The following is a 13709-nucleotide window of genomic DNA, read 5'->3' on the forward strand; positions in this document are numbered from 1 at the left end:
CTACATGACCGTTTTGGATGAGGCGCCGGGTGAGCCGACGGACGCACGCGGGCGAGTGGCCGAACTGCACGGGATCCGTGCGCAGGCACTGGCCGGCCCGAGCGAGAAGGCGACGGCGGCGCAGCACGCCAAGGGCAAGCTGACGGCTCGGGAGCGGATCGAACTGCTCCTGGACCCGGGCTCCTTCCGTGAGGTCGAGCAGTTGCGCCGGCACCGGGCGACCGGGTTCGGCCTGGAGGCGAAGAAGCCGTACACCGACGGTGTGATCACCGGGTGGGGCACGGTGGAGGGCCGTACGGTCTTCGTCTACGCGCACGACTTCCGGATCTTCGGCGGTGCGCTGGGCGAGGCCCACGCCACGAAGATCCACAAGATCATGGACATGGCCATCGCGGCCGGTGCCCCGCTGGTCTCCCTCAACGACGGTGCGGGCGCCCGTATCCAGGAGGGCGTCTCCGCGCTCGCCGGCTACGGCGGCATCTTCCAGCGCAACACCAAAGCGTCCGGCGTCATCCCGCAGATCAGCGTGATGCTCGGCCCGTGCGCGGGCGGCGCCGCCTACAGCCCCGCCCTGACCGACTTCGTGTTCATGGTCCGCGACACCTCGCAGATGTTCATCACCGGACCCGACGTGGTCAAGGCCGTCACCGGCGAGGAGATCACCCAGAACGGCCTGGGCGGCGCCGACGTCCACGCCGAGACCAGCGGTGTGTGCCACTTCGCCTACGACGACGAGGAGACCTGCCTCGCCGAAGTCCGCTACCTGCTCTCCCTCCTCCCGCAGAACAACCGGGAGAACCCGCCCCGCCACGAGTGCGGCGACCCCGCGGACCGCCGCGGCGACACCCTCCTCGACCTGGTCCCCGCCGACGGCAACCGCCCGTACGACATGACCAAGGTCATCGAGGAACTCGTCGACGACGGCGAGTACCTGGAAGTCCACGAACGCTGGGCGCGCAACATCATCTGCGCGCTGGCCCGCCTGGACGGGCAGGTCGTCGGCATCGTCGCCAACCAGCCCCAGGCCCTGGCCGGCGTCCTGGACATCGAGGCCAGCGAGAAGGCCGCCCGCTTCGTCCAGATGTGCGACGCCTTCAACATCCCGATCATCACCCTCCTGGACGTACCCGGCTTCCTGCCCGGCGTCGACCAGGAACACGGCGGCATCATCCGCCACGGCGCCAAACTGCTGTACGCCTACTGCAACGCCACCGTGCCGCGCATCTCGCTCATCCTGCGCAAGGCGTACGGAGGTGCTTACATCGTCATGGACAGCCAGTCCATCGGCGCCGACCTCACCTACGCCTGGCCGACCAACGAGATCGCCGTGATGGGTGCCGAGGGTGCCGCCAACGTCATCTTCCGCCGGCAGATCGCCGACGCCGAGGACCCCGAGGCCATGCGGGCCCGCATGGTCAAGGAGTACAAGGCCGAACTGATGCACCCCTACTACGCGGCCGAACGCGGCCTGGTCGACGACGTCATCGACCCCGCCGAGACCCGCGAGGTGCTCATCAAGTCCCTGGCGATGCTCCACACCAAGCACGCCGACCTGCCCTCCCGCAAGCACGGCAACCCGCCGCAGTGACCCGAGGAGCCACGTCCATGTCCACTGCCGACATCCGCGTCGAGAAGGGCCACGCCGAGCCCGAGGAAGTCGCCGCCATCACGGCCCTCCTCCTGGCCCGCGCCGCCGCCCGCCCCGTCGAGATCGCCCCCGCCCACGGCGGCGGCCGCGTCCGCGCGGGCTGGCGCCGCCTGGAACGCGAGCCGGGTTTCCGCGCTCCGCACAGCTGGCGCTGACCTGACACATACGTAGAGGCCCCTCCGCTTTGGAGGGGCCTCTACGCGTACCCACCCAGGGGCGCGGGGCTGTGTCGATGTGCGGCTCCGCCGCGCGGGCGCGACCAGCCCCGGACTGCCCGCCCCCGGCAACGAGTCCGCCCCCGGCAGCCCAGTGGCCGCAGGGGGCGTCACGCAACCCGGCGTCGGCTGGGTGCGACCTGCGCGGCTAGCGCAACCGTGCCATCAGCGCGTGCTCGACGAGAGTGATCAGCGCCGACTTCGCGTCGGCCCGATGGCGCGCGTCCGTCGTGATGATCGGGGTGTCCGGCCCGATCTGCAGCGCCTCCCGGACCTCGTCCGGGTTGTACGGCTGCTGACCGTCGAAGCCGTTCAGGGCGATGACGAACGGCAGGCCCGAGTTCTCGAAGTAGTCGACGGCGGGGAAGCAGTCGGCGAGCCGCCTCGTGTCGACCAGCACGATCGCGCCGATGGCGCCGCGCACCAGGTCGTCCCACATGAACCAGAAACGGTCCTGGCCGGGCGTACCGAAGAGGTACAGGATCAGGTCCTGGTCGAGCGTGATACGTCCGAAGTCCATGGCGACCGTCGTGGTCGTCTTGTCCCCCGTGTGGGTGAGGTCGTCGATGCCCGCGGACGCGGATGTCATCACGGCCTCGGTGCGCAGCGGGTTGATCTCCGAGACGGCGCCGACGAACGTCGTCTTGCCCACGCCGAATCCGCCCGCCACCACGATCTTCGCGGAAGTGGTGGAGCGGGAAGGCCCTCCGCTAGAGCTTGCGAAGTCCACTGAGCACCCTTTCGAGCAGTGTCACGTCTGGCTGGCCGCCGGCGTTCTCGTCGCCGCCGGGCTGATGGATGGCGACCAGGCCCGCCTCCGCCAAGTCGGCGACGAGGATCCTGGCCACGCCGAGAGGGATCGTCAGAAGGGCCGAGACCTCGGCAACCGACTTGATCTCCCGGCAGAGGTTGCAGATCCGCTGATGCTCGGGCAACTGGCCCTGCATCTGGTGCGGCTGCGCGGTGGTGTGCACCAGTGCCTCGATGGCGAGCTGGTAGCGGGGCCTGGTGCGGCCGCCCGTCATGGCGTACGGGCGCACCAGGGGGTTGTTCGACGCCCCGGCGGGCGCCGGCTCAGGGGTGCGGCGCTGCGGCTGCACGGGCTGGATGCGTGGAGCGTGCGGCTGGTCGTACGGCGAAGGACCGGGGCCCTGCGGCGCGTACGGCTGCCGGTGGCTCGGCACGGAGGGGTAGCCGTATCCGTTCGCCGAGCCGTCGTTCTGGCCCTGGCCAGGGCCGTACGACCAGTTGCCCGAAGACGGACCGCCTGGGGGTGTTGCCACTTTTTCCTCCTCCGACTGTGCCTGGCATCCATCACTGTGGAGCCGCGTCCCGAAACTTTACGGCCACGGGACGCCAAAACGCACCGTCTGTCCTTTAGTTGAGAAGGCTCCCTTGGAGCTCCGCCCGCAGATCGGGGGTCAGGACCGTGCCCGCACGGTCCACCAGAAGGGCCATCTCGTACCCAATGAGGCCGATGTCCGCCTCCGGGTGTGCGAGAACCGCGAGGGACGAGCCGTCGGAGATGGACATGATGAAGAGGAATCCCCGCTCCATCTCCACAACCGTCTGGTTCACGCTGCCGCCCTCGAAGATGCGCGAGGCACCGGCGGTCAGCGAGGTCAGACCGGAGGCGACGGCCGCGAGCTGATCGGCACGGTCGCGCGGAAACCCTTCCGACATCGCCAGAAGGAGTCCGTCGGCGGAGACCACCACCGTGTGGGACACCCCCGGGGTGTTTTCCACGAAGTTGGTGATCAACCAGTTCAGGTTCTGCGCCGCCTGGCTCATCGGGCTCACACTAACGCTCCTGGTTGTAGGTGCTGTCAGGACCACGGTGTTCGTTCCTTGTGTCCTGGCCGTTCGTTTCACTGCCCGCGCTGCGGCCTCGTTCGACGCCGCGTCGCAGGTTGCTCAGTCTGCCCCGGACGTCCTCCGGGGCGCGGGAGACCTGGGGGCCTCCCTGGGGAGTGGTTTCGGCGGCGCCCTCGACCAGGTTGGCCTTGGGTACCCGTCGCGGCAGACCCGAGGAGGTCACCCCGCCCGCCTTGGGCTTGCGCAGTGTCGAGGCCTGCTGCCACCGGTCGTCGTTCGCCGACCGCCAGTTGTCCGTGGCGCCCGCATCCGGTGCGGCCGCCGGCGCCTCGTGGTCCGCGCGCCCCGCGTCACCCGTGCCGCTCGTGGTGGATCCGCGGCGGGGAAGACCCGCGTCGGTCATCTCGTGGGCCGCGGAAGGGGTCGGACCCGGACGGTCGAAGCCTACGCGGTCCGCCTCGGTCACGTCAGCGGCCTGCGCGGATTGCGCCTCGGGCGCACCCGCGGAGTACTGGTCCGGGTAGCCGTTCTGGAAACCGTCCTGCTGGGGCCAGTCGTCCTGGTAACGCCGCTGCTCGAAGGCCGAGTAGTTCTCCTGGGCACCGGAGCCCGCCGACTGGTGCCCGTTTCGGTCCGGCTCCGCGTAGGAGGGGTCCTGGTAACCGCCGCCCGCCGGGTAGCCCTCGCCCTGCGGCATGCCACCGTCCGGCGCGTAGTACTGGTCGCCGTACGACGCCTGCTGCTGATCGGCGTACGGCGACTGCTGGTCGTACCCGCCGCCCTGGCCGTTCTGCTGCTGCTGGTAACCACCCTGGCCCGGGTCGTACACCGGCTGCCGGCCGGTGAACTGGTCCTGGTACCCGGGTGTCTCGGTCTCCTCGCGGCCGCCGTGCTCCACCGGGCCGGTCAGCTCGGGGTGCGCCTGGGCCTCCAGGGCCGCGCGGCGCTCCTCGCGCAGCAGCGAGCGGCCGACCGGGTCGAGGTCGCGTATGTCGTCGGGGACCTCGGAGTACCGGCTGTCGTCGAAGCCCAGCTCGGCGGCGGTCCGCATGGGCTGACCGATCTGACCGAAGCTCTCGCCGCCCTGGACGTTCTGCTCCGGGATGATCTGCGAGACCGTGAACTCGTCGCGCGACTGGTGCTCGCCACCGCCACCGTGGGTGATGGCGTCCGGCAGCATGACCAGCGAGGTGGTGCCCGCCTGCTCGCCGGAGGGGCGCAGCTGGACGCGGATGCCGTGCCGGTCGGAGAGCCGGCCGACCACGAACAGGCCCATGCGCTGCGAGATCGCGGCGTCCACGGTCGGCGGGTTGGCCAGCTTGTGGTTGATGTCCGCGAAGTCCTCGGCGGTCAGGCCGATGCCCTTGTCGTGGATCTCGACCATCACACGGCCGTCGGGAAGACGGGTCGCGGTGACGCGGACCTTGGTCTGCGGGGAGGAGAACGTGGTGGCGTTCTCGAGGAGCTCGGCGAGCAGGTGCACGAGGTCGGTCACGGCCCGGCCGTGGATCTCGGCCTCCGGGACGCCGGACAGCTCGACGCGCTCGTACTGCTCCACCTCGGAGGAGGCGGCGCGCAGCACGTCGACCAGCGGGACCGGCTGGTCCCAGCGGCGGCCGGGCTCCTCACCGGCGAGGACCAGGAGGTTCTCACCGTTGCGGCGCATACGGGTGGCCAGGTGGTCCAGCCGGAAGAGGTTCTCCAGCTGGTCCGGGTCGGCCTCGTTGTTCTCCAGGCCGGTGATCAGGCTCAGCTGGCCCTCGATCAGCGACTGGTTGCGGCGCGAGAGGTTGGTGAAGATCGCGTTGATGTTGCCCCGCAGCAGAGCCTGCTCGGAGGCGAGCCGGACGGCCTCGCGGTGTACCTGGTCGAAGGCGCGGGCGACTTCGCCGATCTCGTCGGTCGAGGTGATCGGGATCGGCTGGACCCGGGTGTCGACCCGGCCGGGGTCGGTACGGGAGAGCTGGTCGACCAGCATCGGCAGACGCTGCTCGGCGATGCCGAAGGCGGCGTTGCGCAGCTGGCGCATGGAGCGGCTCATCCCGCGGGCCACCATGCCGGCCAGGATGAACGCGGCGAGCAGCGCGATCACGACCGCGGCACCCGTGATGTAGGCGTCCCGCTCGGCGTCGTCGGCGATCGTGGACGCCTCGGACACCGCCTTGTCGGCCAGATCCGTCTCGATCTTGCTGTACGCGTCGAACTTGAGGGTGTTGACCGCCCACCAGTTGTCCGGCGTGATGCCCTGCTCGGCCAGGTCGGTCCGCTCACTGGTGTCGGTGGACTCCAGCCGGGCCAGCTCCGAGACCATCGTGGTCGGGTTGGCCGGCGGCGGCACGTAGTCCGGGTCCGCGGCCTTGGCCTCCTTGGCCATGGCCGCGCCGTCCGTCTTCAGCCGCGCCTGGGCGTCCTCGAGCTTCTGCGCGTCCTCCTCGGTACCGCCGCCGATGTACTCCTCGATGGCGATGCGCTCCAGGTAGGCGTACGAGGAGAGCGCGACGCGCTGACTGGCGAGGTGACTGGGGTCCGGACCCGGCTTGACCAGCATGTGCATGCCGATGGAGCGCTCCAGGGAGAGCGCCGCCTTGGTCAGGGAGATCGCGTAGACGGTACGGCCGTAGGAGGTGATGTTGCCGGTGCCCAGACCGAGCTCGTTGGCGAACTCCATCAGCGGGTGGGCGACCCCGGTGTAGCCCTCCTCGGTCTCCACGCCCTTGAGCTTGGAGGTGTACGCGGCCGCGCGCAGCGTCTGGAGCTTGGGCTCCTGCTCGCGGAACACCTTCAGCCGGCGCTCCAGGCCCGCCTTGCCGGGCATGTCCTGGGCCGCCTCGTCGAACACGTCGGCCGCCTGGTCGGTCGCCTGACGGGCCTTGGTGACGGTGGCGTCCTCCTGGCCCTTGCCCTGCAGCAGCGGGGCGGCCGTGAGGTCGCGCTCGTTGTAGAGGGCGTTGGCGTAGCCGAGGGAGGCACGCACCAGGCGCGCGGTGCTCTCGGCGTCCTCGGCGTCCTGCCAGGTGTCGATCGAGCTCTTCACCTGGACGCCGCCCATGACGAGGCCGACCAGCACGGGTATGAGCAGGATCGCGTTCAGCCGGGTGGTCACCCGCCAGTTGCGCGGGGAGAAACGGCCATTGCTCGGGGCGGGCGCGGCCTTGGGTTCCGCAGCGGGCTCGGGGACGGGCGCCGCTGTGCGCGGCGGCGGGGTGAAGTTGCCCCGGGCCGATGGCTCGGGACTGTTCTTGCTTCGCCTCACTCGACCAACAACCTCTCGGCGGTCGGCACCTATGTCGTGCCGCTGTGTCTCAGAGCCCAGTCCGTCATCGAGTACGCGCTACCGCTGAGTACGTCTTTGACCATTGGGCAGTTCTGGCATTCCAGCACGGCGACCAACGCTCTTCCAAACAGTCGAACGCGAGGGCTGTACGTGATGTAAGCCCCACGTAAAACGGTCATAAAGAGCGAGGCCCGTCAAAAGACGGGGCGTTCGTGCGCACAGCGAGACCAGTTGACCGCGTCGCGTGTTGGTACCACCCGATTCCTCTGCCGAAACGTTATGAACGGTGGAGCCGACCGTGTCAAAGGACACAGTCGGCTCCAAACCGCCTACGACAAGCGCCGTAGAACCCTGCCGACTTGGCTGCGACCGCCCGCGGACCTACCGGAGGCGGGCCATCAGCGCGTGTTCCACCAGCGTGATCAGCGCACTCTTCGCGTCGGCGCGGTGCCGGGCGTCGGTCGTGATGATCGGAGTGTCCGGCCCGATCTGCAGCGCCTCGCGGACCTCGTCCGGGGAGTACGGCTGCTGACCGTCGAAGCCGTTGAGCGCGACGACGAACGGCAGCCCGCTGTTCTCGAAGTAGTCCACCGCCGGGAAGCAGTCGGCCAGCCGGCGGGTGTCGCACAGCACGACCGCGCCGATGGCACCGCGCACCAGGTCGTCCCACATGAACCAGAAACGGTCCTGGCCGGGCGTACCGAACAGGTACAGGATCAGGTCCTGGTCGAGCGTGATACGTCCGAAGTCCATGGCGACCGTGGTGGTCGTCTTGTCCCCGGCGTGTGTGAGGTCGTCGATCCCCGCGCTGGCAGAGGTCATCACGGCCTCGGTGCGCAGCGGGTTGATCTCGGAGACGGCGCCCACGAACGTGGTCTTGCCGACGCCGAAGCCGCCGGCCACCACGATCTTCGCGGAGGTGGTCGCCCGACCTCCGTCAGAGCTTTCGAAGTCCACTGAGCACCCTTTCGAGCAGTGTCACGTCAGGCGCACCGCCGTTGTTCTCATCGCCGCCAGGCTGGTGAATCGCTACGAGCCCGGCCTCCGCGAGGTCCGCGACGAGGATCCGGGCCACGCCGAGCGGCATCGCGAGCAGGGCCGACACCTCGGCCACCGATTTCACCTCGCGGCACAGATGGCAGATGCGCTGGTGCTCGGGAAGCAGCCCCATGAGCGCTGCCGGGTCGGCCGTCGTACTGATCAGCGCCTCGATGGCGAGCTGATAGCGCGGCCGCGTCCGGCCGCCGGTCATCGCGTACGGACGAACCAGCGGCTGGTCGCCCTCGTCCTCGTACGGCTCCGCGTACGGATCATGAGAGGCGGTGGGCGGGGTCATGAATCCTCCGGGCGGGACAGCAGTTGGTCAGTCGTGCCGTCTGACGAGGCCGGTGGGGGGATTGTGGCGGCCGGACGGTGATTTGGTAACACGGGTGGTGCCGGGGCCCTTCAGTGGAGCAGACTTCCTTGTAGCTCAGCGCGCAGGTCGGGCGTGAGTACCGCCCCCGCGCGGTCGACCAGGAGCGCCATCTCGTAGCCGACGAGGCCGATGTCGCACTCCGGGTGGGCGAGGACGGCCAGGGACGAGCCGTCGGAGACGGACATGAGGAAAAGGAACCCGCGTTCCATCTCCACGACCGTCTGTGCCACGTTGCCGCCCTCGAAGATCCGGGACGCCCCGGCGGTCAGCGAGGTCAGCCCCGAGGCGACGGCCGCGAGCTGATCGGCGCGGTCGCGCGGAAAGCCCTCCGACATCGCCAGGAGGAGTCCGTCGGCGGACACGACGACGGTGTGGGACACCCCCGGGGTGTTGTCCACGAAATTCGTGATCAACCAGTTGAGGTTCTGTGCCGCCTGGCTCATCGGGCTCAACTAACGCTCCTGCTGGTGAGTGGGCCGCGGATAGCTGCCGGTCTGGTTGGTACCGGCCTGACGGCCCTGTGCGATTCCCCGACGGAGATTGGTCAGCCGGCCGCGCACTTCGTCGGGCGCACGCGATACCTGCGGACCGCTCTGCTGCGACTGCTGCTGTGCCGTGCCCGGGACCAGGTTGGCCCGGGGCACCCGGCGCGGCAGGCCGGAGGTGGTGATTCCGCCCGCGGCCGGCTGCCGGACGCGCTCGGCCTGCCGGACGAGGTCGTCGTTCGGCGAGCTGCGCCAGGCGGAGGTGGCGGGCCGCTGGGGGGCCGCCGGGGTCTGGGGCTGGGCGGCCTGCGGCTCCGGGTCCGCGGCCGGCGCGTCGTGCTGCGCCCTGGCCTCGCGGTCGCCGTGGAACCAGTTGGTCTCCAGCGTGTCGAACAGTGGCGTACGTCCGTCACCGGGTCCGGCGGCCGGGGGCAGGGCCCATCCGTCACCGGGCTGCTGGGCGGCGGTGCCGCCCGAGTTCCCGTTGACGTTCGGGCCCGCGGGCTCCTGGTGGGCGGGACGCTGCGCCGGGGCCGGCGGACGGGGGGCGCCGAAGTCGTTGCCGCCCTGCGCGCCGTTGAGCTGCGGACGCTCGAACTGCCCGGTGGCGGCCGGGTTCTGCCGGTCCGGCAGGCGGTGCTGCCCGGTCGAGCCGTTGTCGAAGCCCTGGGCGCCGGTGAACGGTCCGGTCCGGGCCGGGTCGTTCGGACCGGCCTGACCGGGCTGGCCCGTCCGGTTTCCCTGACCGGGCTGGCTGCCGAAGACGTCCGAGCGGACGAAGGACCCGCCGTCCTGCTGCGGGGCGGCCGGCTCGGGGCGCGCGAACTGGTCGTTCTGCGGGGCGCTCATGCCGCCCTGGCCGTACTGGTCCTGGCCGTACTGACTCTGGCCGTACTGGTCCTGACCGTACTGACCCTGGCCGTACTGGTCCTGGCCGTACTGGTCCCGGCCGGGCTGGGGGAACTGGCCCGTGTTCTGCGGATCGTCCTGGCGAGGGGCCGGGGCGTCGAAGTCAGGGCGGGCGAACTCGGACGTGGCGGCGGGGCCCTGCGACTCACCGAGCTGGGGGACCACCGGCATCTCGCTGGTCGAGCCGGGACCCTGCCGGTCGTCGAAGCGCGGCGTGCGGTCCGTACGGGAGCTGTCCGGCTCCTCGTGACCACGCGGGGCGTCCAGCGAGGCGCGCGGCACCGGCGGCTGCGCGTTCTCGTCGCTCCAGCTCGGCGTACGGGGCTGCGGGTTGCCGCCGGGCAGCTCGGCCCGCGGACCGCCGCGCGGCGGCAGCTGCGGACGACGGCCCTGCTCGGCGTCGCCCTTCCCGTTGCCGCGGCGCTTGCCGCGCTGCGGGGGAGCGGAGGGACCGCGCCCGCCGCCGAAGACGGAGGAGTCCTGGCCCTGCGGGGCGTTCATGCCCGCGGCCTGCAGGCCCTGCGGAGCACCCGGCGCCTGACCGGCACCGCCGCCCGCTCCCGCGCCGGCCGGAGCCGGGCGGTTCTGCTGGTTCGGGCCCGCCGGGGACTGGGGCCCGCGCGCGCCACCCGGCGCACCCGGACGACCGCCCGTGTCCCGTCCGGGCAGTGCGGCCCGAGGGCCCTGACCGGCGCCGAGGGCACCGCCGCCCGGCGCACCGGCGCCGAGGGCACCGCCACCGCCGCCGAAGGCGCCGCCGCTTCCGAACGCGCCGCCGCCCTGGCCGCCACCACGCCGGGCCGCCGCGACACCGGCCGCGGCCTGCGCGGCGGCCGGACCGCCGTTGCCCGAGGAGGACTGACCCTGCTTGGGCTGCGGCTTGCGGCCGCCCTGGGCGACGTCGACGGGCAGCATGACCAGCGCGGTCGTACCACCGGAGTCGGACGGACGCAGCTGGATGCGGATGCCGTGGCGCTGCGAGAGGCGGCCGACCACGAACAGACCCATGCGGCGCGAGACGGAGACGTCCACGGTGGGCGGCGAGGCGAGCCGCTCGTTGATCGCGGCCAGGTCCTCCGGCGAGAGGCCGATACCGGTGTCGTGGATCTCGATCAGCACGCGGCCGTCGGGCAGCGCGTGACCGGTGACCTTGACCTTGGTCTGCGGGGAGGAGAACGAGGTCGCGTTCTCCAGCAGCTCGGCGAGCAGGTGCACGAGGTCGTTGACCACGCGGCCGGCGACCTCGGTGGTCGGCACGGAGGACAGCTCGATGCGCTCGTACTGCTCCACCTCGGAGGCGGCGGCACGGAGCACGTCGACCAGCGGGACCGGACGGGTCCAGCGTCGGCCGGGCTCCTCACCGGCGAGGACGAGGAGGTTCTCACCGTTACGGCGCATACGCGTCGCGAGGTGGTCGAGCTTGAACAGCGAGGACAGCTGGTCCGGGTCGGCCTCGCGGGACTCCAGTTCGGAGATGAGCGACAGCTGGCGCTGGATCAGGCCCTGGGAACGGCGCGAGAGGTTGGTGAACATCGCGTTGACGTTGCCCCGCAGCAGGGCCTGCTCGGCGGCGAGGCGGACCGCCTCGCGGTGCACGTCGTCGAAGGCGGAGGCCACTCGGCCGATCTCGTCCCGGGAGTGCACACCGACCGACTCCACCGAGGTGTCGACGTCCTGCGGGTCGGTCTCGGAGAGCTGCTTGACCAGCTCGGGCAGGCGGTCCTGGGCGACCTTGGTCGCGGTGTCCTCCAGGCGGCGCAGCGAGCGGATCATGGAGCGGGCCACGACGAAGGCGCCGACCAGGGAGACACCGAGCACCAGCAGGATCACCACACCCGAGATGATCGCCTCGCGCTCGGACTCGCTGCGCAGCTCGCGGGCCTGCTGCTCCATGTCCTCCAGCAGGTTGAGCTCGATGTTCTTCATCTGCTGGATCTTGGTGGAGCTGTCGTCCAGCCAGTCCTGGTAGGACCGCTTGTTCAGGCCGCCGATGGCGCCCTTCTTGCCGAGCGCGCGGCCGGCGTACTCGTCGGACGACTCGATCACCGCGTTGCCCTCGGAGATCGGCTTGAGGAGTTCCTCGGCACCGTCGCCGTAGATGCTGGTGAAGCTGCGGATGTCGGACTTCTGGCTCTGCAGCGCGGACTCGGCGTAGAGCCGGTCGTTCTCGGAGAGGTCGGGCTTCGTGGTGTTGCTCGCCGGAAGGGCGGCCGCGAGGACGGCGCGCTGGATGGACGCGTACTCCTTGGCCGAGGAGAAGGCCGACAGCGCGCGCGTGCGCTGGATCATGTCGGGGTTGCTGGTCGCCTCCGCCATGTCCTGCGAGAGGTCGAGCAGGTGGGTGATCAGGCGGTGGTAGGCCTCGACCGTCTGGGTCGAGTTGTCCTCGGCCTGGTAGGCGTTGCTCCGGATCCGCTCGAGGTCGTTCAGGTCGCCGGCGAGGCCGACGAGGCTGTCGCGGACGCCGACGAGGTTGCCGTCCTTGCTGGCGGCGTCGATCGCCTCGGAGCTGTCGAGGAAGTTCTTCCGGGCCCGGTCAGTCTTCTCCCGGTCGCCCTTGACGGAGATCGCGCTGGACGTCGAGCCGTGGGCCAGCGGACCGGCGGACTGGTCGCGCTCCTCCTGGAGCGCGGCGGCCAGCTCCGTGGCCTGCTTGGTCATCTCGGTCAGCAGCTTCATGTTGTCGAGCTGCTGGATGTCGTCCATCGACTGGTTGATCCGCATCGCGCCCAGCGAGGTGGCGGCGACCACCGGAAGCGCGAGCAGCGAGACCAGACGGGTGGAGATCCGCCAGTTGCGCAGGGCTATTCGCGGGCCGGGGCCGGTCGAGGCCTTGGCCGGCTTGGCGGACGGCTTCTGGTCGGGAGCGGACGAGGCCGCCGCCTGACCGGAGCGTCCGGCGCGGTCCCCACTGTCGCCGGACTGGTCCTGGCCCTGGTTCTGGGCGTGCTGGGGCGAGGAACCGACGGCCTTGGGGCCGGTCCCGCCGTGCGGCTCCGGCTCCGCCGAAGCGCTGCCATCCCTCTTGAAACGTCCCTGCACTAGCGTCGCAACCTCTGGACCAGGCGCCCCTCCGCGTGAACGGACGGGCACGGTGTCGGCGTCATAGGGGCGCCCTGAATACGCCCCCGTGGCGGTCGTGAGTGACCGGCGCTGGTTCCCCCTTCTCGCCGCCGCTCGGCGCTGGTGTGCGCCCCCTGTGCACCGGCTCGATCCCGCAGCGGTCCGTGGAATTCCAGCACAGTGCGGGATCTCCAACAAGGCCCGTGGGTCAGCCCGTGAGGTACGTGACAGCACGTGAGGGACGAGTCACCGGACGTAGAAAATGATCACCCGCAAAACGGATATACGTCCGCGAGTCGCCGGTGCGCCGACGGTGTCCCAGTCGACATGATCAGCAGCGGAATGATGGCTTCAGGTGGGCAATGTCGGTTTCGTCGGGCTGGCGTGCGAGCCGGAATTGACCGGTTTGCCCCTGGTTAAGTGAGCAAACTCACACGCAGATGACGGGCCTCGCTCGGGTCGGCGGGGAATCGCATGTTTAGCCTGACGCTTTACAGAGAAGGCAAAACCGACAACCCGCGCCCTCGCAGGGGTTCTTGTCAGCCCCCGGCGCCCGGACACGACAGGGTCTCGTTCAACCGTGAAGACGACGACGATGTTCCACAAGATCGCCAACCCGCGACGCACCACGCTGGCGCACCTCGACGCCGCCACCGAGCTGGCGACGCCGGACCAGCCCGAGCACGCCGTCGAGCTCCCCGCCCAGACCGCCAACCCCCGGCGCACCATCCTGATGGAGATGCCGGTCGCGGCCTCCGTCGCACAGTAGTACGCCACCCGGCCGCCGACCGTTCAGCCGGCCGTACGGGCACCCGGGCGCCCGCGCGACGAACCACCGCCCCTCGCCGGGCGGCCACGGAACGTCATGCGCGAGGCGCCCGCC

Annotated in this window: 11 protein-coding genes; 3 read left to right on the forward strand and 8 right to left on the reverse strand. The window is 70.5% G+C overall.

Annotated features, from left to right (window positions below; translation table 11 throughout):
• The first annotated feature begins 4 nt into the window (after positions 1 to 4).
• Both QC283_RS14435 and QC283_RS14440 read left to right on the forward strand, forming a co-directional pair.
• Positions 5 to 1588 (forward strand): acyl-CoA carboxylase subunit beta, encoded by a 1584-nt coding sequence (locus QC283_RS14435; RefSeq protein WP_279561903.1) that lies wholly within the window; start codon positions 5 to 7, stop codon positions 1586 to 1588.
• A gap of 17 nt (positions 1589 to 1605) precedes the next feature.
• Complete coding sequence (locus QC283_RS14440; protein ID WP_279561904.1) at positions 1606 to 1803, forward strand: acyl-CoA carboxylase epsilon subunit; 198 nt, start codon at positions 1606 to 1608, stop codon at positions 1801 to 1803.
• A 208-nt stretch (positions 1804 to 2011) separates the two neighbouring features.
• Here the strand turns inward: QC283_RS14440 and QC283_RS14445 are convergent, their stop codons facing one another.
• From QC283_RS14445 to QC283_RS14480, 8 genes are all read right to left on the reverse strand, one after another.
• Positions 2012 to 2593, reverse strand: a complete 582-nt coding sequence (locus QC283_RS14445; RefSeq protein WP_009314218.1) for a GTP-binding protein — start codon at positions 2591 to 2593, stop codon at positions 2012 to 2014.
• On the reverse strand, positions 2574 to 3146 hold the full coding sequence (locus QC283_RS14450; protein ID WP_053137547.1) for a DUF742 domain-containing protein: 573 nt from the start codon (positions 3144 to 3146) through the stop codon (positions 2574 to 2576). The genes QC283_RS14445 and QC283_RS14450 overlap by 20 nt, the downstream gene beginning before the upstream one ends.
• A 94-nt stretch (positions 3147 to 3240) precedes the next feature.
• A complete protein-coding gene (locus tag QC283_RS14455; protein WP_055421938.1) occupies positions 3241 to 3654 on the reverse strand; it encodes a roadblock/LC7 domain-containing protein in 414 nt (137 codons plus the stop codon).
• Between the two features lie 10 nt (positions 3655 to 3664).
• On the reverse strand, positions 3665 to 6931 hold the full coding sequence (locus tag QC283_RS14460) for a nitrate- and nitrite sensing domain-containing protein (protein ID WP_279561905.1): 3267 nt from the start codon (positions 6929 to 6931) through the stop codon (positions 3665 to 3667).
• A 402-nt stretch (positions 6932 to 7333) separates the two neighbouring features.
• Positions 7334 to 7909 (reverse strand): GTP-binding protein, encoded by a 576-nt coding sequence (locus QC283_RS14465; protein ID WP_003973455.1) that lies wholly within the window; start codon positions 7907 to 7909, stop codon positions 7334 to 7336.
• On the reverse strand, positions 7890 to 8288 hold the full coding sequence (locus QC283_RS14470; protein ID WP_003973454.1) for a DUF742 domain-containing protein: 399 nt from the start codon (positions 8286 to 8288) through the stop codon (positions 7890 to 7892). The genes QC283_RS14465 and QC283_RS14470 overlap by 20 nt, the downstream gene beginning before the upstream one ends.
• 110 nt (positions 8289 to 8398) lie before the next feature.
• Positions 8399 to 8812 (reverse strand): roadblock/LC7 domain-containing protein, encoded by a 414-nt coding sequence (locus QC283_RS14475; protein ID WP_003973453.1) that lies wholly within the window; start codon positions 8810 to 8812, stop codon positions 8399 to 8401.
• A gap of 9 nt (positions 8813 to 8821) precedes the next feature.
• Positions 8822 to 12805: a sensor histidine kinase gene (locus tag QC283_RS14480; RefSeq protein WP_279561906.1), complete on the reverse strand. Its 3984-nt coding sequence runs from the start codon at positions 12803 to 12805 to the stop codon at positions 8822 to 8824.
• A gap of 601 nt (positions 12806 to 13406) precedes the next feature.
• On the opposite strand from QC283_RS14480, the gene QC283_RS14485 reads away from it, so the two are divergent.
• A complete protein-coding gene (locus QC283_RS14485; RefSeq protein WP_279561907.1) occupies positions 13407 to 13595 on the forward strand; it encodes a hypothetical protein in 189 nt (62 codons plus the stop codon).
• Positions 13596 to 13709 lie beyond the last annotated feature (114 nt).

Source organism: Streptomyces sp. DH41 (genome assembly GCF_029813785.1).
Classification (GTDB): domain Bacteria; phylum Actinomycetota; class Actinomycetes; order Streptomycetales; family Streptomycetaceae; genus Streptomyces.

Excerpts from the sequence above, each read along its gene's own strand:
- QC283_RS14435 (WP_279561903.1), top strand. The coding sequence starts at position 5 with ATGACCGTTTTGGATGAGGCGCCGGGTGAGCCGACGGACGCACGCGGG.
- QC283_RS14440 (WP_279561904.1), top strand. The coding sequence starts at position 1,606 with ATGTCCACTGCCGACATCCGCGTCGAGAAGGGCCACGCCGAGCCCGAG.
- QC283_RS14455 (WP_055421938.1), bottom strand. The coding sequence starts at position 3,654 with ATGAGCCAGGCGGCGCAGAACCTGAACTGGTTGATCACCAACTTCGTG.
- QC283_RS14470 (WP_003973454.1), bottom strand. The coding sequence starts at position 8,288 with ATGACCCCGCCCACCGCCTCTCATGATCCGTACGCGGAGCCGTACGAG.
- QC283_RS14475 (WP_003973453.1), bottom strand. The coding sequence starts at position 8,812 with ATGAGCCAGGCGGCACAGAACCTCAACTGGTTGATCACGAATTTCGTG.